Origin of the sequence: Phenylobacterium sp., assembly GCF_016124325.1 — a bacterium.
GTDB lineage: Bacteria > Pseudomonadota > Alphaproteobacteria > Caulobacterales > Caulobacteraceae > Phenylobacterium.
In genome coordinates, this window is record NZ_WGNY01000005.1 from 22,452 (window position 1) to 39,501 (window position 17,050).

Genomic DNA, 17,050 nt, shown 5'->3' on the forward strand with positions numbered 1-17,050 from the left:
CCAGCAAGGAGCCCCCAATGACCTCGTTCGCCGAGATTCGCGACCCGACCACCGATCATCTGCTGACGCCCCAGAACGCGGCGCTGGTGATCATCGACTACCAACCGGTGCAGGTGAGCTCGATCCAATCCATGGAGAAGCGGACGCTGGTGACCAACATCACCGCCGTCGCCAGGACCGCGAAGCTCTACGGCCTGCCGACCGTCATCGCGACGGTCAACGTGGCCACCGGGCGCAACCAGCCGACGATCCACCAGATCGCCGAGGTCTTCCCCGAGATCACGCCCATCGACCGCACGTCGATCAACGCCTGGGAGGACGAGGACTTCGTGGCCGCCGTCCGCGCCACGGGACGCAGGAAGCTGATCATGACCGCGCTCTGGACCGAGGTCTGCCTCGTGCATCCGGCGCTGGACGCGATGGCCGAGGGCTTCGAGGTCTATCCGGTGGTCGACGCGGTCGGCGGCACCTCGCTCCTCGCCCACCAGGCCGGGCTGCTGCGCCTCGTCCAGGCGGGGGCCAAGCCGACGAGCTGGGTGCAGCTGATCTGCGAGTTGCAGCGGGACTGGAACCGCGCCGAGACCGTTCCGGGCTTCTCCGAGATCCTGTTCTCCGTCGAGGGCCATTGACCATGGCCGGGCCCTCTTGGGCCAGCGCGGTGGAGCGCGCCAACGCGGAGGGCAAGCAACCGGTGCTCTTTGTCCACGGGCCGTGGCTGAGCGCCCGCGCCTGGGCCCCGTGGGCCGCGCTCTTCGAGAAGGCCGGATACGCGTCGCTGCAGCCGGCGTGGCCGGACGGCGACGACCTCGCGGCCAGGGCGACCCTGGGCGCGGCCCGCCGGCGGTTCACCCGCATCGTCGAGGCGCTCAACAACCGCCCGGCGATCGTCGGCCATTCGCTCGGCGCCCTGATCGCCCAGATGCTGGCGGCCGAGGGGCTGTCGGCCGCCACGGTCGCCGTGGCGCCGGCGCCCTTCCGGGGCGCGGCCCCGCTGTCGCTCCCGGCGCTGCGCGCGGCGTGGCCGGCGCTGGCCGCGCCCGCCGACGCGCGGGGCTGGGTGAGATTGAGCGCCGCGCAGTTCCGCTACGCCTTCGCCAACGCCGTGTCCCCCGCCGAGGGCGAGGCCCTGTTCGAGACCTATGCCGCGCCGGCGCCGCGCCGGCCGGTGCTGCAGGCGGCGACGGCCGGCCTCGACCCCTGGACCGAGGCCCGGGTCGACGTGCTGGCGCCCTGCCGCGGGCCGTTGCTGATCGTCGCGGGCGGCCAGGACCACAGCGCCCCGCCCGCCGTGACCCAGGCCGTCTACGACCGCCAGAAGCGCAACCGCGCCGCCGCCTCTGAGTTCGTCCTCATGTCGGACCGCGGCCACTCGCTCATCGTCGATGCGGGCTGGCGCGAGGTGGCCGACGCGGCCCTCGGCTTCATCCAGCGGTTCGCATAGCCGCCAGCCCAGGCCCGCGGGGGCGGCGGCGGAGCATGGCGCCCGCCCCGCCGAAGCCCAGGATCATCAGCGCCCAGGCGGACGGCTCGGGGACGCCGCCCGTCGCGCCGCCGCCCGACGCCGCGGCCGGGGCGTCGTAGACGAGGTTGTCGTAGGACAGGCCGCCGGGATCGGTGGTGAAGACGGAAACCCCGGCGATGTCCTTCACGCCGCCGGCGCGCGCGAAGGCGTAGGCGCCCACGGTGTTGACGGTCACGCGCTGGATCAGCCCGCCCGAGGTGTCGAAGAAGTCGACCGTGGTCAGGCCCGGCCCGCTGCCGAACAGCTGCTGGAAGCCGAAGTAGGAGATCGGCCCCGAGAACAGCACGGCGAAGGCGCCCTCGCCGTAGCCGTTGGGGTTGGAGCAGCCGTAGGCGCCGCAAGGCACGAGGTTGGCGGTCAGGCCGTCCTGGCCGACGGCGAGGTTCTGGCCGGCCGCCCCGGCGACGAGCGAGAGCGGGCCGACGGGCGCGCCCGACAGGACGTCGAGCGGCGCGCCGGTGTAGATGTCGGTGACGGTCGACAGCGTCTGGCCCTGGAAGCGCTCGCCGAAGACGGCGCCGCGCGAGGTGAGCAGGCCGTCGTAGGTGACGCCGGGATAGACGGTCGAGGCGACGTCCTCGAAGTCGATGACTGTGACGCCCCCCGTCGTATAGGCGACCACGTCGATCGCCGCCGCCTGCGCCGAACCGCAGGCCGCAATCGTCAGCGCCGCGCCCAGACCCAGGCCGGCCAACCCACGCTTGAAACTCATGACTATCCCCTGAGGCGCGCCGCCCGATGCGGTCGCCGCCCGCGCCGCCTATCGCAGGCCGCCCCGGGCGCTCGCCTCACCCGAATGGGGGTGGCGCGTCGAAAGGCTAGCCGAGGGCCTTCTTCGCGGCGGCCTCGACGGCCTCGCGGGGGATCAGGCGGATGGTGGAGCTGGCCTTGGCGAGCACATTGCCGGCGGGATCGGTCAGGCGGCCCTCGGCGAAGCAGGTGGCGCGGCCGCGGCGCTCGATCCAGCCCTCGGCGATCACCCGGCCGGGGCGCGCCGGGGCGAAGTAGCTGACCTTCAGCTCCAGCGACATGGGCGTCATGTCGGGCAGGAGGCCGATGGAGGCGTGCGCCATGGCCGCATCGATCCAGCCGCAGACGAAGCCGCCCTGGGCCACGCCGCCCGAGTGGCACATGTGGGGGCCGACCTCGTACTCGATGACGGCGCGGCCGCCCTCGTTCGACGCCACCCGGACCTGGCCGAGGGTGGTCTGAAGGGTGGGCGCAACAGCGTCGGACATCGGGCGGCTCCTCAAGCGAACGGAGCGCCCGGATAACCGAGCCGCGGGGACTCGCCAATCCGCGGCCGAGCGGCGAGGATGGCCGGGACGGGCGGGGACACGCCCAATGCTGGGGGAAGACGCCATGGACGACACCGGACCCATCCACACGCCACGCGACATTCCCGCCAAGCGGCTCGACGTGCCGTCCACCGTCAGCCCGCAGCTCCAGCGCTCGATCTCGATGCTGGCCGCGGCCCCGCGCATCCCGATGAACGAAGCGCCGCGGACGGCCGAGGCGTGGAGGGCGTTCATCGCGGGCGCCGACGCCCAGACCCTGGCGCTGAGGCCGGTGCTGGCGCAGATGTTCCCGCACACCGAGACCAAGGGCGAGATCGCGGGCGTCACCGTGCGCGAGATCGTTCCGGCGGGCTACGACGCGGCCAGGGCGGGCGGGCGGCTGCTCGTGCACTTCCACGGCGGCGGCTATGTGATGAACGGCGGCGAGGCCAGCACGGGCGAGGCGGTGCTGGGCGCCCATTACAGCGGGCTGAAGGTGATCTCGGTCGACTACCGGATGCCGCCGGACCACCCCTTCCCCGCCGGCGTCGACGACGCGGTGGCGGTGTGGACGGCGCTGCTGAAGGACAACGACCCGGCGAAGATGGGGGCGTTCGGCACCTCGGCGGGCGGCGGCATGACGCTGGCCATGACCCTGAAGCTGAAGGCGCTGGGCCGCCCGCTGCCGGGCGCCCTGGGCCTCGGCACGCCCTGGGTCGACCTGACCGGCGCCAGCGACAGCTATCAGGTGAACGCCGAGGTGGACGGGATCTTCTCGCGCTTCGACGCCTTCGCCCAGGCCATGGCGAAGCTGTACGCGGGGGACGCGCCGGTGAGCGATCCGCTGGTGTCGCCGGTCTACGGCGACTTCGCCGGCTTCCCGCCCAGCATCCTGACCACGGGCACGCGCGACATCCTGCTCAGCGACACGGTGCGCACCCACCGCGCCCTGCGGGCCGCCGGGGTGACCTCGCAGCTGGAGGCGTACGAGGCGATGAGCCACGCGGAATACATCTTCGCCTTCGACGGCCCGGAATCGGCCGTGGCCTTCGGCGAGATGGCCGCGTTCTTCGACAAGCACCTCGCGCGTTAAGCGCGAGGCGCGCGGCGGGACGGTTCGCTCAGGCGAGCGCGGGACGCCGGCGGCGCAGCGCCGCGCCGGCCCCGCCGAAGCCCAGGATCATCAGCGCCCAGGCGCCCGGCTCGGGCACGGTGGAGGCCGGGCGGGTGCTGATCGCGCCCACCGCGTCGATGTCGGCGCCCGGCGTCGTGCCGCCCGTGCCGCCCTCGCTGGCCACGTCGGTCAGGCGCACATAGCGGAAAGCCGAACCCGTCCCGAACCCGAAGGCGTCGATGTCGATGCCCGCCGTGGAGCCGCCGACGCCGCCCACCGAGAGCCAGGTGAGGCCGTCGACCGAGACGTCGACGGTGGTGTCCTCCACGTCGGGACCCACCTCGAAGATCCAGAGGTCGAAGGCGGAGTCACCGCTGCCGGTGAGCACGTTGTCGGTGAACTTCAGGACGAGCTGGCCGCCCACGCCCAGGGTCACGTACGGGCAATCGGTCTGCACCGTGCAATTGACCTGGCCGGCGTAGTCCGGGACGCCCAGCGCGTTGAACGCGCCCTGGTTCGGCGTCGTCGGCGAATTGCCCTCCAGCCCCGGGGCGTAGGAAATTACTTCGTCGGCGAAAGAGATGGCGCCCTGCGGGAAGTCGACCCCGCCGATGATGTCGGCGGCGGCCGGGCCGGCGGCCAGGCCGAGCATGGCCGCCGAGAGCGCCGTGGCGGCGAAAATCGTCTTCATCCAGTCCCCCAAATTCAGCGAACGCGCACAGTGAACGTGTTCGACGAACGGAGACAACGCGGTTCCCCTCTGAGTAGAATTTCGTAGGGCGATACAATCGGCCCGGCGTCCGACGTCTGACGTGGCGTCAGGCTTGCGCGCCGGGGCGATCCGCCGAACTCTCGCCGCAACGATGGCCCGCAAGGCGGCCGCGGGGGGACGGGTCAATGGCGCTTCGGCAGAAGGTGATGGTGCTGTACCTGGCCAACAGCGCGCTGGATTCGCCCACCATCGGCTGGGCGGTCTACGATGGAACCGGCGAGCGCCTGCGGATGGCGGGCGACCAGGACGAGCCGCCCTATCCGACCGGCCTGGCGGCCCTGAAGGACGGATGGCGCCTGTTCCAGGCCTCGCAACTGCTCCCGCACCACCGCGGCGAGGAGTTCGACCTGGCCTATCTGAAGTACGAGTTCTTCTTCGAGCAGCTCGCGGAGACCGCACAATGAGCGAGATTCTCGACAACAAGCTGCCCCTGCTCTCCACCACCCAGATGGCGAGCTTCGTGGCCCGCGGCTTCCTCCGTTTCGACGCCGTCGTGCCCGACGAGATCAACCGCCAGTTCCTGGAGGAGGCCGGCCAGCCGCCGGACGCCGAGGCGGGCGGCAACTACCTCGCCGCCTACATGCGCACCCTGGCCCAGAGCCGCATCCCCGAGGTGCCGGCCGGCGTCCCGCTCGCCAGCGCCTACGCCCCGGGCAGCGCCTTGGCGCGGATCCTGGACCTGCCCCTGGTGCGCGGGGCGATCGAGAGCCTGCTGGGCGACGATCCGATCTTCGACCACCACTTCCTGCACGTGACCTTCCCGCCCGCCTACCACCGCGAGGGCGAGAACGTCAGCCAGCACACCCACCAGGACTCCACGATCGACCCGCGCCAGGCGTTCGACGTGCAGGTGATGTACTACCCGCACGACGTGACGCGGGAGATGGGCGGCACCCGGTTCATCCCCGGCACCCATCTGCGCAAGGTCTCGGAAGTGGCGCTGGGGCGCTACCAGAACATCAAGGGCCAGCAGCACATGGTCTGCCCGGCCGGCACGCTGCTGTTCCTGCACCACGGGGTCTGGCACGGCGGCGGGGTGAACCAGGCCGAGCGCACGCGCACCATGTTCAAGATCCGCATGCAGGCCTCGGGCTCGCAGGTGCGGCGCTGGGACATCGGCCCCCCCGAGGGAAAGCCGGCCCAGCGGCCGATCTTCTTCCGCAAGTCGCTGCCCGAGCCCGACACCGTGGCCGCCATCCTGACCACGCCCGAGCCCTGGTTCGAGCAGGACACCGGCCGGCTGGAGTACGTGAACCGCGTGAAGCTGTGGCGCTACCTCAGCGGCGAGCCCGACTTCGACGCCGACTACTGGATGACCCGGCTCGAACAGGGGGCCTGAGGGGCGACGTCGAGGCTCAGCGTCAAGCGCGAAGCTTCACCTTCGACCTGATGGCGGCGCCCGCCATGCCGATGCCGAAGATCATCAGGCTCCAGGTCGTCGGCTCCGGCACACCGGAGATGTGCCAGTTGATCGTTCCGTTAGTCGCTGCGGCGCGAGTTTCACTACCGTTGCTGACGTTCCCGTTGTTCTCAAGCCAAAACGTGTAGGTCTCGCCTTGAGCCAGTTCCACGGCATGGCTGCCCTGAACCTGCACGAAGCCGTCGGGGTCATCGATCAAGATGTTGCCTGTCAGGAACTCGCCGTTCGTTCCAGGGACGCCCTGGCGCCGCCACCGCACGCTCCACCCCCCGATGCCAAACGTCTGGCCTGTACTGGTGAGGTCATAGTCGAAGACGATTTCGCCATCGCGGTTCGCCGTGAAGACATATGTCCAGTCACCCGTGAACAGGGGATGGAATCCAAATTGCGCCGTCTCGTTTCCAGTCGAAGGCTGGGTGAACGAAAAATCCCAGGATGCGCTGAAGGCGAACTGGCCGTGATCGGCGTCTTGCCACGCGGCCGAATTCGCGACGTCCACGACGACGGTGTCGCCATTGTATTCGGCGACCGTGTGAGCCTGAGTGGAGAGAGCGCCGGGTAGACCAGCGGCCGTATCCGTATGCTGATCGGAGGCGGTCACCGCCGGGCCGTAGCCCATTGTGGCCATGACCGCAGCGTCGACAGAGCCAGAGATCGCCGTCGCGGCGCTGGCAGGACCACATAGCAAGACAAACAATCCACCAGCGGCCACGCCGGCGGCGCAAAGCACCCTATTCGACACAGAAAGTCCCCCACGGTCTTCGCGACCCAACAAGCAGCCTAGCCACCCATGCGGACTCCACCAAAGGATTCAACTCAGCGGCGACTTGGCGACGCCTGTGGAGGATAGGATCCTTCACAGTCACGCCATTGATGACGCGGCTCGAGCAGGGAGCTTGAGGACGCTGCAGCGAGGTCTGTTCCCGCGCCGCGCGAACTGGGCGATCGCGTTGAATCTAAACGTATCTCGCGACCCCTGGCGCCTCACGCGCGAGCTCGAGATCCTCTGGCGGCAAAACCACGTTCGCGGTATTTCTCGGCGACCATCCGGGGGGACTTCGACATGGCGACGATTGCCGACGGGCCGCGCGCGGTTGCGGGCGACGACTCACGCTTCTTCTTCACCAGCGCCATCGTCATGGCGATGACCGTGGCGGCGGGGTTCTCGCTGCAGCTCGCCATGGGCCGCTCGACCTTCGCCTCGCCGCCGCTGGTGCACGCCCACGCCCTGGTGTTCATGGGCTGGGTCACGCTCTACGTGCTGCAGAACGGCTTCGCGGCGACCGGCCGGACGGACCTGCACCGCCGCCTGGGGTGGATCGGCGCGGCGTGGATGGTCCCGATGCTGATCCTGGGCTGCATGGTGACCGTGGCCATGCTGCGCCGGGGCGCGGTTCCGTTCTTCTTCCAGCCGCTCCAGTTCCTGGTGTTCGACCCGGTCTCGCTGCTGGGCTTCATCGCCTTGACCTCCGCCGCCATCCTGCTGCGGCGGCAGACCGACTGGCACCGCCGGCTGCACTTCTGCGCCATGTCGATCCTGCTGGGCCCGGCCTTCGGCCGGCTGCTGCCGCTGCCGCTTCTGGCGCCCTGGGCGTGGGAGGCGACCCTGGCGGCCTGCATGCTGTTCCCGCTCGCCGGCATCGCCTGGGACGCGCGGCGCAACGGCCGGGTCCATCCGGCCTGGCTCTGGGGCCTGGCGGCGATGGCCGGCGTGCTGGTGGTCACCGAGGCGATCACCTACAGCCCGGTCGGCGAAGGCCTCTATCGCGCGGTTGTCGCGGGTTCGCCGGGCGCCGCCGTCGCGCCGCTGGACTTCCCGCCGCCGCCCGGCCCGCCGCCCGCGGGGCGCTGACGAAGCTCAGGTCCGGCCCGCCGTCGCCTTGGCGAGCGCCAGGGGGACGAGGCGGTCGAGCTGGGCGATGACGGCCTCGTAGGCGGCCATGGGCTTGCCCCAGGCGTCCGGGATCGGCTCGTCGGCGCCGGTGGCGTAGCGCGCCAGGGTGAAGACCTTGCCCGCGGCCTGCGGGGCCAGCGCGAGCACCTTCTCCACGTGTGAATCCGTCATGGTGAGCACCAGGTCGGCGTGGGCGACGTCGCCCGGCTCAAGCCGCCGCGCCCGATGGCCCGACACGTCGAAGCCCCGGGCGGCCAGCAGCGCCTGAGCGTTGGCCTCGGGCGCCTCGTCGAACGGGTCGGGATCGACCGCCCGCGAAATCAGCGCCACCGGCAGCCCGCGGCGGGCGGCCTCGGCGCGCGCGAGGGTCTCGGCCATCAGGCTGCGCCCGGTGTTGCCGGTGTCGACGAAGGCGATCTTCACGGGCTCGGCGGTCCGGCCGGGGAGCGGCGCGGCGAGCGCGGCCAGGCCGGCGACGAGGAGGCGACGGTTCAGCATGGGCCGACCATCGGCAGGGCCCGCCGCACGGTCCAGCCCGCTGGGGTCGCCGACGCGCGCTTTCCGACGCGAGCGCGGTTTCGCGTCAGCTCAGGCCTCGCCGTCGACCAGCACCAGCCGGCTGGTGGTGGTGCGATGCCGCCGGGCGAACAGGTCCTGGGCGTCGGGGTCGGCGAGGAAACCCTTGGCGGCGTCGCGCGACGGGAACTCCAGGATCACGACACGCTGGGGCGTCCAGTCGCCTTCCATCACCTCAGGATCGGCGCCCTTGGAGACGTAGCGCCCGCCATGCTTGGCGATGAAGGCGGGGATGGCTTCGACATAGGGCATGAAGCCCCGCAGGTCGTTCACCGTCAGGTCGAGCACCAGATAGGCCGTCATCTTGGGCGCCTCCTCGTGGCCAGGGCGACGCGGGTGCGGCCGCGCCCCCAATCCGGGGAAGACGTGACGATCTTACCCCTGTTCAAATCGAACTTATCGGCGTTCACTGGCGCCGCAACGACCGGGAGGATAACGGCATGGCGGCCGACGGACACGCAGCGGCGCGGATCACCAAGGAACAGGCGCGGCACGACGCCTATTCGCTGCCGCTGGACAAGCTGAACCCGGCGCAGCCCGAGCTGTTCCAGGCCGACGCCATGTGGCCCTACTTCGAGCGGCTGCGGAAGGAGGACCCGGTCCACTACTGCGCCGAGCACGAGTTCGGCCCGTACTGGTCGATCACCAAGTTCGCCGACATCATGGCCGTGGACACCAATCACCAGGTGTTCTCGTCCGACTTCATGAAGGGCGGCATCACCATCGCCGGCGGCCAGCAGAACATGGACCCGCTGCCGATGTTCATCGCCATGGACCCGCCCAAGCACGACGTGCAGCGCAAGGCCGTCCAGCCCGCCGTGGCGCCCCACGCCCTGGCCGAGATGGCGCCGCTGATCCGCGAGCGCGCCGCGGGCATCCTCGACAACCTGCCGATCGGGGAAGAGTTCGACTGGGTCGACCTGGTTTCGAAGGAGCTGACGGCGATGACGCTCGCCACGCTGTTCGACGCCCCGCAGGCCGACCGGCGCAAGATCACCTACTGGTCAGACGTGGTGACGGCGGCCCCGATGCCGGGCGCGATCGTCGAGACGCTCGAGCAGAAGATGGCGATCTTCCAGGAGTACCACGCCTATTTCACCGGGCTGTGGAACCAGAAGATCAACGCCGAGCCGCACTTCGACCTGATCTCGATGCTGGCCCACCACCCGGCGACGCGCGACATGGAGCCGCGCGAGTTCTTCGGCAACGTGGTGCTGCTGACCGTGGGTGGCAACGACACCACCCGCAACACGATCTCGGGCTCGATCTACGCGCTCAACAAGAACCCCGACCAGTACCAGAAGCTGCGCGACAACCCCGGCCTGATCCCCTCGATGGTGAGCGAGACCATCCGCTGGCAGACGCCGCTGGCCCACATGCGCCGCACGGCGCTGGAGGACTGCGAGGTCGGCGGCAAGACGATCCGGAAGGGCGACAAGGTGGTCATGTGGTACGTCTCGGGCAACCGCGACGAGACCGTGATCGACCGGCCCGATGAGTACATCATCGACCGCGAGCGGCCGCGCCACCACATCTCGTTCGGCTTCGGCATCCACCGCTGCGTGGGCAACCGCCTGGCCGAACTCCAGCTCACCATCATCTGGGAAGAGATCCTCAAGCGCTTCCCGAAGGTGGAGCTGGCGGGCGAGCCCAAGCGCGTCTACTCGACCTTCGTGAAGGGCTACGAGACCCTGCCGGTGGTGATCCCGAAGCGGAACTAGTCGCCGGGCGGCGCGCCTGGGGCCTCCCCGGCCGCGACGCCCTATTTCCGCGAGACTCCGACCCGGACATCGTGCTCAGGTTGCGAGGTTCGTCGCGATCTGTCAGGGCGTCCGGGTGTTCCGAGTAGGGGTGAATTTGGACGCCGCGACGCGTCGGCCCGGCCGCGCCTCCGGCGACATCGCCTACCGCCCCGACATCGACGGCCTGAGAGCGGTCGCGGTGATGCTGGTGGTGCTCGACCACGCCAGCGCGCCGTTCATGTCGGGCGGCTATGTCGGGGTCGACGTCTTCTTCGTCATCTCCGGCTTCCTGATCACCTCGCTGATCGCGGCTCAGCGGCAGGCCGGACGGTTCCGCTTCGCCGACTTCTACTGGCGGCGCGCCAAGCGGCTGCTGCCGGCGCTCTACGCCATGATCCTGGCCACCCTGGCGGTGGGCTGGCGGCTGCTGATCCCCAGCGACTACTCGCTGCTGTCGGAAAGCGCGCTGTGGGCGGCGGGCTTCGCCTCCAACGTCTTCTTCTGGCTCAAGACGGGCGGCTATTTCTCGGCCGACGCGACCGCCTTTCCGCTCCTGCACGTCTGGTCGCTTTCGGTGGAGGAGCAGTTCTATTTCCTGTGGCCGGCGGCCCTCGCCGTCCTCCTCGGCCTCCGCTCGGGCCGGCTTCGGATCGGCCTCGTGGCGCTGCTCGCCCTGGCCTCGCTGGCCTATGCCCAATACGAAGTGAGCCTCCGGTCCACCGCCGCCTACTTCCTCATTCCTTCGCGGGCCTGCGAGTTCCTGGCGGGCGCGCTTCTCGCCATGGCCTGGCGGCCGCGGCGCGCGAGCGCGGCGACGGCGAACGCCGCTTCGGTCCTGGGCCTGGCGCTGATCCTGGGATCGGCGGTTCTGCTCGACGCGCGATCGCCGTTCCCGGGACTGGCGGCGCTCCCCGCCTGCCTCGGCGCGGCGCTGATCATCGCGGCGCCGCTGTTCGGGCCGAGCCTCGTCACCGCCCTGCTCTCGACCCGGGCCTTCGTCTTCGTCGGGCTGTGCTCCTATTCGATCTATCTCTGGCACTGGCCGATCGTGAGCTTCCTGCGGATCTCGCGGATCCCGATCACCCCGGCGATCACCTGCGCCATCGTCGCGGCGTCCCTGGCCATCGGCGCGACGAGCTGGCTCCTGCTGGAGCGCGGCTTTCGCGGGCTGCTCGACCGGCTGAACCGCCCCGCGACCGCCGTCGCGGCGCTGGCGAGCGCCGCGCTCCTGGGCCTGCCGCTCTACATCCGGGCCAATGACGGGCTGCCCGACCGCTTCCCCTACGCCCTGCTGACCGCGGATCAGCTGATGGCCGAGCGAAGCCGCTACTGGCGCGCCCTGCCGGCGAAGGATGTGAACCTGTCGACCGACGCGGCCAGGCAGTTGCTCGTGGTCGGCGACTCCCACGCCTACGACCTGGCCTACGCCGTGAATTCGCAGGCGGGCTTCAGCGACATCGCGCTCGTGGAAACGGACTGGCAGTGCTTCAACTTCGGCCGGCAGGCGGTGTCGCCATCGGACGCCCCGCACTGCGCCGAGCGCCTGAAGGCGGTCCTGGCCAGCCGGAACCTGACGGCCGCCGACGCCGTCTATCTGCACGACCGCTGGGGCGGCTATGACGAGGCGGGCCTGGCCGACATGCTCCAACGCCTGCGCGCGAGGACGGCGGCGCCGATCTACGTGTTCGGTCCCCAGATGCAGTTCACCGACGACGTGCTGACGATCTCCAAGCTGGCCCAGCGCCAGCACCTGGCCACCGTGAACGGCATCAACGGATTTTCGCGGCGATACCAGAGGCCGGAGGTCGCCAGGCGCGACCGGGCGCTCAAGGCGTTCTTCGCGCGGACCCGGTTTCCCGGCGTCCGCTACATCAGCACCCTGGACGTCCAGTGTGGGCCGCAGCTGGCGTGCGACGTGCTCTCGCCAAGCGGCCAGTACCTCTATTTCGACAACCAGCACTTCACGCTGGAGGGCTCGCGCCGGTACGGCGCGGAACTCAGGCGCCGATACCCCGGCCTATGGGAGCCCGCCCGCGACCGCGAGGTCCGGCCGGGCCCGGGCGCGCCGGTGCGGGTGATCGCGGGCGGCCCCGGCGACGACCGGCTGGACGGCGCCGAGACCGACGACACCATCCTCGGCCAGGACGGCGCCGACACCATCCAGGCCTACGGCGGCCGGGACACCGTTCGCGGCGGCAAGGGCGACGACCGGATCGAGTGCGGCGACGGCGACGACTGGGTGTCCGGGGACCGCGGCGACGACACCCTCGCGGGCGGCCGCGGTGCGGACACCTTCCACGCCTTCGCGGGATCGGGGCTCGATCTGATCGAGGACTTCAGCGCGGCCGAGGGCGACCGGGTCGAGCTGGAGCCCGGGACCGCCTTTCGCATCCGCCAGGCGGGCCGCGACACCGTGATCGAGCTGGAGGGTGGTCGCGTGGTGCTGAAGCACGTCGAGGCGGCCCGCCTGCCCGCGGGCGCGATCTACGTCCGATGACACGCCAAGCTGTCACACGCCGCTGCTAGCGGTCGGGCCCGATGGGCTACGACCGCCTCTATTTCCTGAAGAAGGCCTACGCGATCTTTCCGGGCGTGGGCCGGCCGGTGGCGGCCGAGGTTCTGGGCCCGCACTACGCGCGGCGGGCGAAGGCGCGGGGGCCGGCGCGGGCGGCGCTGGACGCGGCGGTGGGGCTAGCCTTCCGGGCCTGGATCCCCTGGCGCGCGCGGCAGGTGCAGAGGAAGTTCGGCCTGGACGAGGCCTGGCGGCGGCGCGCGGTGGAGATCGCCCGCGCCCGCTTCGCCGACCCCAACGACATCGCCCTCTTCCGCATCGACGAGGCCGGGGCGCTAGGCGCCTACATCCGCCGCTTCGAGGACGCGGCGCTGAACAAGCAGATCAATCCGCGAGGCTGGACGCGCGACTGCGCGCTGGCCGACAAGGCGCGCTTCCACGACCGCTGCGCCGCCGCGGGCCTGCCGCATCCGCAGACGGTGGCCGTCGCGGCCGGGGGCCACGTCGAGGTGCGGGCCGATCCGGCGGGCCGGGCGCTGGCGGCCAAGCCGGCCGACGGCGAGGGCGGCGACGGGGTGCGGATGCTGGGCGCCGTGGCCGACGCCGCCGATCTGCGGGCGAAGCTGGCCGGCGCGGGCCGCGCGAGGCTGATCGTCCAGCCGCGCGTCGCGGCCCATCCCGCCCTGGCCGACCTGGCGCTCAACGCCCTGCCCACGGTGCGGATCGTGACCATGCTGGACGAGGCTGGCCGGCCCGAGGCGGTGAGCGCCACCTTCCGCTTCCCATCCGTGGAGACGGCGTGCGTCGACAACATGAAGGCCGGCGGGCTGATCGCGGCGGTCGATCTGGAGACCGGGACGCTGGGGCCGGCGTGCAAGGGCTATGGCGGCGGCGACCACGACGTCCACCCCGTCACCAGCGGGGCGATCACGGGCCGGAGCCTGCCCGACTGGCACGCCGCCCTGGCGCTGGCGCGGCGCGCCCACGGCGAGGCCTTTTCAGACTACGCCCTCATCGGCTGGGATGTGGCGCTGACGCCCGACGGGCCGCTGCTGATCGAGGGCAACGGCAAGCCCGGGGTGCTGATGCCGCAGCGGGCGGCGCGGCGCGGGCTGGCCCAGGGCCGCTACGGCGCGCTGCTGGCTCATCATCTTGCAACGAAAGCTTAGCGGCCCCGTCACAGGCGCAGTCTACCTCAAGGACAGGTCCGCTCGTGTTGGAGCGCGGCGAGGCTCCGCCCGGCCAGGCCACAAGCCGGCCCGGCCGGAACTCACGAGACCCGGACCTTCGAATCCGAGGGCGATCCGCCGCCGATCCGGCCCGGGTCGCGCTTGGATGATGCGGGGGAGTGAGACCATGAACCGGGCTGTGGCGCCGCGGGCGCTCACTGCGGCTGAGCGCGACCTGCGGGTGCTGTTCATCGCCAAGCATGCGCGCTGGAACGGCGGCCTGCACCCCGAGGACGGCAACCACGCCGTCTATCACCGCGAGATGCGGCTGGCGCTGGAGGCCATGGGGCTGAACCTGGCGATCGCCGACGACTACCGGGTGCTGTTCGACCCGCCCAAGGCCGACTTCGTCTTTCCGCTGCTGAACCGGGGCGGCTTCCTGAACTCCGAGATGCTGCTGCCGCTGCTCTGCAACCGGCTGGGCCTGCCCTACCTGGGCGCCTCGCCGATCCTGCGCGGGCTGGCCGACGACAAGCACCTGAGCAAGCGTGTGGCGGTGGCGCGCGGCGTGGCCACCGCGCCCTGGACCGTCTATCGCCGCGGCGCGCCGGTCGACCCGCGGCTCTGCCCGCGCGGGCGTCACCTGGTCATCAAGCCCAACGCCTCCTCGGCGAGCTGGGGCGTCAGCGACGCCGGCGACTGGCGCGAGGTGGAGGCCGCCGTCGCCGGCCTGCACGCCCAGGGCCACGACGCCCTGGTGGAGGCCTTCATCCCCGGCCACGACATCGAGGTCTCGGCGATCACCGTGGACGGCGCGCCGTTCATCCTGCCCACCCAGATCGTCGAGCAGCAGGACCCCGAGCGCCTGCGCACCTACGCCGAGAAGCGCAGCCTGGGCGGCGAGCAGGCCTATGAGATCCGGCCGCTGGCCGACGCCCACCGCACCGCCCTGGTCGAGGCCGCGGCGCGCGAGCTGATGGCCGAGTTCGAGCCCTTCGACTACGGCCGCTTCGAGTTCCGCCTGAACGCGGCCACGGGCGAGGTGCTGTTCCTTGAGGTGAACCTCAACTGCAACCTCTGGTCCCGCAAGACCATCGCCATGGCCGCCGGCCAGATCGGCTGGAGCCACCCCGAGCTGATCGAGACCATCCTGGCCGAGAGCCTGCGGCGGCAGGACCTCCAGGGCCGGCGGATCGATGTCGCGGCCTGACGCGGCCTTCACGGCCATCCTGCTGGCGGGCCAGCGGGCGGGCCGGACCGACGCCCTGGTCGAGGAGGCGGGGGTGGCGAACAAGAACCTCGTCCCCCTCTGCGGCAAGCCGCTGGCGCGCCACGTGGCCGAGGCGCTGGCCGCCACGCCCGGGCTGACGCGGTTGCGGGTGGTGGTGGAGCCCGAAACCATGCCGGCGATGGCCGCCGCGCTCGCGGGCTGCCGCGCCGTGGTCGAGTTCGCGCCGGCCGCCGACAACCTCGCCGACAGCGTCTACGCCGCCGCCGAAGGCGTGGACGGGCCGATGCTGATCACCACCGCCGACAACGTGCTGCTGACGCCCGGCGCGGTGAGCGAGATCCTGGACGCGCTGGCGGGCGGCGCCGACGTGGCCCTGGCGATGGCGACCGAGGCGGCGGTGAAGACCGCCCATCCCGACGGCCAGCGCCGCTTCTACCGCTTCGCCGACGCGGCCTATTCCAACTGCAACCTCTACGCCCTGGCCGGGCCGAAGGCGCTGGCGGCGGCCGAAAGCTTCCGCAGCGGGGGCCAGTTCGCCAAGAAGCCGCTGCGGATGGTCATGGCGCTGGGGCCCGTCAACCTGGCGCTGATGCTGATGGCCCGGCTGACGCTGCGCGGCGCCCTGACCCGCGTCTCGCGCCGCTTCGGCCTGAAGGTCGAGCCGGTGATCCTGGCCGACGGCTCGCACGCCATCGACGTGGACAACGCCCGCACCTACGCCTGCGCCGAGACGATCCTGCGGCGGCGCCAGGCCACCGCCGTGGCCGCTGCGGCCGCCTAGAGCCCGTCAGGGTGAAGTGGATACCGGTTCACCCGCCCGGACGGGCTCGACACTTTTGAAGATCGAGCCTTCTTGTCCGGATCAAGTGATTCCACTTGATCCGGGAAGGCCCTAGAACCCCCCAGCCAGCCGGGCGACCAGGGCGTCGAGCAGCGCGCGGGTCTTGAGCGGGAGCTGCGCCTTCGAAGGGAAGATCGCGTAGACCGGCGCGGGCCCGCTGGCCCAGCCCGGCGCGACCTGCTCCAGGCGTCCGGCGGCGAGATCGGCCGCCACGTCGACCCGCGACTTCAGCATGATCCCGTGGCCGGCCATGGCCCAGTCGTGGACCACGTCGCCGTTGGCCGAGCGCAGGCGCGCCGGGGCGGCCACCTCGACGGCCGCCCCCGCGCCGTCCTCCAGCCGCCACGGATCGTCGCCCTCGCCATAGCGGAGGAAGGCGTGGCCCTCGCCGAGCCCGGACGGATGGGTGGGCCGACCGCGGGCGTCGAGATAGGCCGGCGCGGCGGCCATGATCCGGCGGTTGTCGAGCAGCTTGCGGGCGACCGCGCGGCCGTCGGGCGGCGCGCCGATGCGCGCGGCCAAGTCGATGCGCTGGTCCACGAGATCGACCACCTCGTCGCTGAGCCGCAGGTCGACGGCGAGGCCGGGATGGCGCGCGGCCAGGTCGGCGACGACCGGCGCCACGTGCAGCCGGCCGAACGACACGGGGGCGGCCACCCGCAACAGGCCGCGCGGCTCGGCGCGGCCGTGGGCCAGCTGCGCCTCGGCGGCGGCCAGCTCCTCCAGGACGCGGTCGACGTGGGCCAGCAGGGCGAGGCCCTCGGCGGTGGGCGAGAGACGGCGGGTGGTGCGGTGAATCAGCCGCTGGCCGGTGCGGCGCTCCAGGGTCTGCAGGCGCTTGCTGACCACGCCCAAGCCCACGCCCAGCTCGCGCGCGGCCGCCGACAGGCTGCCCGTGGCGAGGATCCGCTGGAAGGTCCGCAGCTCGTTGAGGTCGTCGAGCATTCTCTACTTCCAGAAGATAATGCGTCTCCCCATTG

General features: G+C 71.3%; 18 protein-coding genes. 11 read left to right on the forward strand and 7 right to left on the reverse strand.

From position 1 onward, the window contains the following. Positions 1-17: 17 nt before the first annotated feature. Both GC203_RS01630 and GC203_RS01635 read left to right on the forward strand, forming a co-directional pair. The gene (locus GC203_RS01630) at positions 18-629 is read left to right on the forward strand and encodes a hydrolase (protein ID WP_293450661.1); all 612 of its coding nucleotides are present in this window, start codon (positions 18-20) and stop codon (positions 627-629) included. Between the two features lie 2 nt (positions 630-631). Then, the gene (locus tag GC203_RS01635) at positions 632-1,441 is read left to right on the forward strand and encodes an alpha/beta hydrolase (RefSeq protein ID WP_293450663.1); all 810 of its coding nucleotides are present in this window, start codon (positions 632-634) and stop codon (positions 1,439-1,441) included. Here the strand turns inward: GC203_RS01635 and GC203_RS01640 are convergent. Together GC203_RS01640 and GC203_RS01645 are read right to left on the reverse strand one after the other, a co-directional pair. After that, the gene (locus GC203_RS01640; RefSeq protein WP_293450665.1) at positions 1,422-2,234 is read right to left on the reverse strand and encodes a PEPxxWA-CTERM sorting domain-containing protein; all 813 of its coding nucleotides are present in this window, start codon (positions 2,232-2,234) and stop codon (positions 1,422-1,424) included. The genes GC203_RS01635 and GC203_RS01640 overlap by 20 nt on opposite strands. 106 nt (positions 2,235-2,340) lie before the next feature. Then, positions 2,341-2,760: a PaaI family thioesterase gene (locus GC203_RS01645; protein WP_293450667.1), complete on the reverse strand. Its 420-nt coding sequence runs from the start codon at positions 2,758-2,760 to the stop codon at positions 2,341-2,343. 124 nt (positions 2,761-2,884) lie between these two features. Here GC203_RS01645 and GC203_RS01650 point away from each other — a divergent pair, with 124 nt between their 5' ends. Further along, a complete protein-coding gene (locus GC203_RS01650; RefSeq protein WP_293450669.1) occupies positions 2,885-3,892 on the forward strand; it encodes an alpha/beta hydrolase in 1,008 nt (335 codons plus the stop codon). A gap of 28 nt (positions 3,893-3,920) precedes the next feature. Here the strand turns inward: GC203_RS01650 and GC203_RS01655 are convergent, their stop codons facing one another. Then, positions 3,921-4,604 (reverse strand): PEPxxWA-CTERM sorting domain-containing protein, encoded by a 684-nt coding sequence (locus GC203_RS01655; RefSeq protein WP_293450671.1) that lies wholly within the window; start codon positions 4,602-4,604, stop codon positions 3,921-3,923. Positions 4,605-4,810: 206 nt separating this feature from the next. On the opposite strand from GC203_RS01655, the gene GC203_RS01660 reads away from it, so the two are divergent. Together GC203_RS01660 and GC203_RS01665 are read left to right on the forward strand one after the other, a co-directional pair. Further along, the gene (locus tag GC203_RS01660) at positions 4,811-5,089 is read left to right on the forward strand and encodes a hypothetical protein (protein WP_293450673.1); all 279 of its coding nucleotides are present in this window, start codon (positions 4,811-4,813) and stop codon (positions 5,087-5,089) included. Then, positions 5,086-6,024, forward strand: a complete 939-nt coding sequence (locus GC203_RS01665; protein WP_293450675.1) for a phytanoyl-CoA dioxygenase family protein — start codon at positions 5,086-5,088, stop codon at positions 6,022-6,024. Before GC203_RS01660 ends, GC203_RS01665 begins: the two co-directional genes overlap by 4 nt. A 22-nt stretch (positions 6,025-6,046) precedes the next feature. Here the strand turns inward: GC203_RS01665 and GC203_RS01670 are convergent, their stop codons facing one another. Further along, the gene (locus GC203_RS01670) at positions 6,047-6,835 is read right to left on the reverse strand and encodes a PEPxxWA-CTERM sorting domain-containing protein (protein ID WP_293450677.1); all 789 of its coding nucleotides are present in this window, start codon (positions 6,833-6,835) and stop codon (positions 6,047-6,049) included. A gap of 333 nt (positions 6,836-7,168) precedes the next feature. On the opposite strand from GC203_RS01670, the gene GC203_RS01675 reads away from it, so the two are divergent. Further along, positions 7,169-7,957, forward strand: a complete 789-nt coding sequence (locus GC203_RS01675) for a hypothetical protein (RefSeq protein ID WP_293450679.1) — start codon at positions 7,169-7,171, stop codon at positions 7,955-7,957. A 6-nt stretch (positions 7,958-7,963) separates the two neighbouring features. Here the strand turns inward: GC203_RS01675 and GC203_RS01680 are convergent, their stop codons facing one another. Beyond that, entirely contained in the window at positions 7,964-8,497 is a 534-nt protein-coding gene (locus GC203_RS01680; RefSeq protein ID WP_293450681.1) for a hypothetical protein, read from the reverse strand. Between the two features lie 90 nt (positions 8,498-8,587). Further along, positions 8,588-8,878, reverse strand: coding sequence for a DUF1330 domain-containing protein (locus GC203_RS01685; RefSeq protein ID WP_293450683.1), 291 nt, complete (start codon positions 8,876-8,878; stop codon positions 8,588-8,590). Positions 8,879-9,015: 137 nt separating this feature from the next. Here GC203_RS01685 and GC203_RS01690 point away from each other — a divergent pair, with 137 nt between their 5' ends. The 5 genes from GC203_RS01690 to GC203_RS01710 all read left to right on the forward strand — a co-directional run bounded on the left by GC203_RS01690 (position 9,016) and on the right by GC203_RS01710 (position 16,010). Further along, entirely contained in the window at positions 9,016-10,296 is a 1,281-nt protein-coding gene (locus tag GC203_RS01690; RefSeq protein ID WP_293450685.1) for a cytochrome P450, read from the forward strand. A gap of 136 nt (positions 10,297-10,432) precedes the next feature. After that, the gene (locus GC203_RS01695; protein WP_293450687.1) at positions 10,433-12,814 is read left to right on the forward strand and encodes an acyltransferase family protein; all 2,382 of its coding nucleotides are present in this window, start codon (positions 10,433-10,435) and stop codon (positions 12,812-12,814) included. A gap of 41 nt (positions 12,815-12,855) precedes the next feature. After that, positions 12,856-13,998, forward strand: coding sequence for a sugar-transfer associated ATP-grasp domain-containing protein (locus GC203_RS01700; protein ID WP_293450689.1), 1,143 nt, complete (start codon positions 12,856-12,858; stop codon positions 13,996-13,998). Positions 13,999-14,185: 187 nt separating this feature from the next. Next, the gene (locus GC203_RS01705) at positions 14,186-15,208 is read left to right on the forward strand and encodes a hypothetical protein (protein ID WP_293450691.1); all 1,023 of its coding nucleotides are present in this window, start codon (positions 14,186-14,188) and stop codon (positions 15,206-15,208) included. Then, complete coding sequence (locus tag GC203_RS01710; protein ID WP_293450693.1) at positions 15,195-16,010, forward strand: NTP transferase domain-containing protein; 816 nt, start codon at positions 15,195-15,197, stop codon at positions 16,008-16,010. Before GC203_RS01705 ends, GC203_RS01710 begins: the two co-directional genes overlap by 14 nt. A gap of 111 nt (positions 16,011-16,121) precedes the next feature. On the opposite strand, the gene GC203_RS01715 is transcribed toward GC203_RS01710, so the two are convergent. Then, a complete protein-coding gene (locus GC203_RS01715) occupies positions 16,122-17,015 on the reverse strand; it encodes a LysR family transcriptional regulator (protein ID WP_293450695.1) in 894 nt (297 codons plus the stop codon). Positions 17,016-17,050 lie beyond the last annotated feature (35 nt).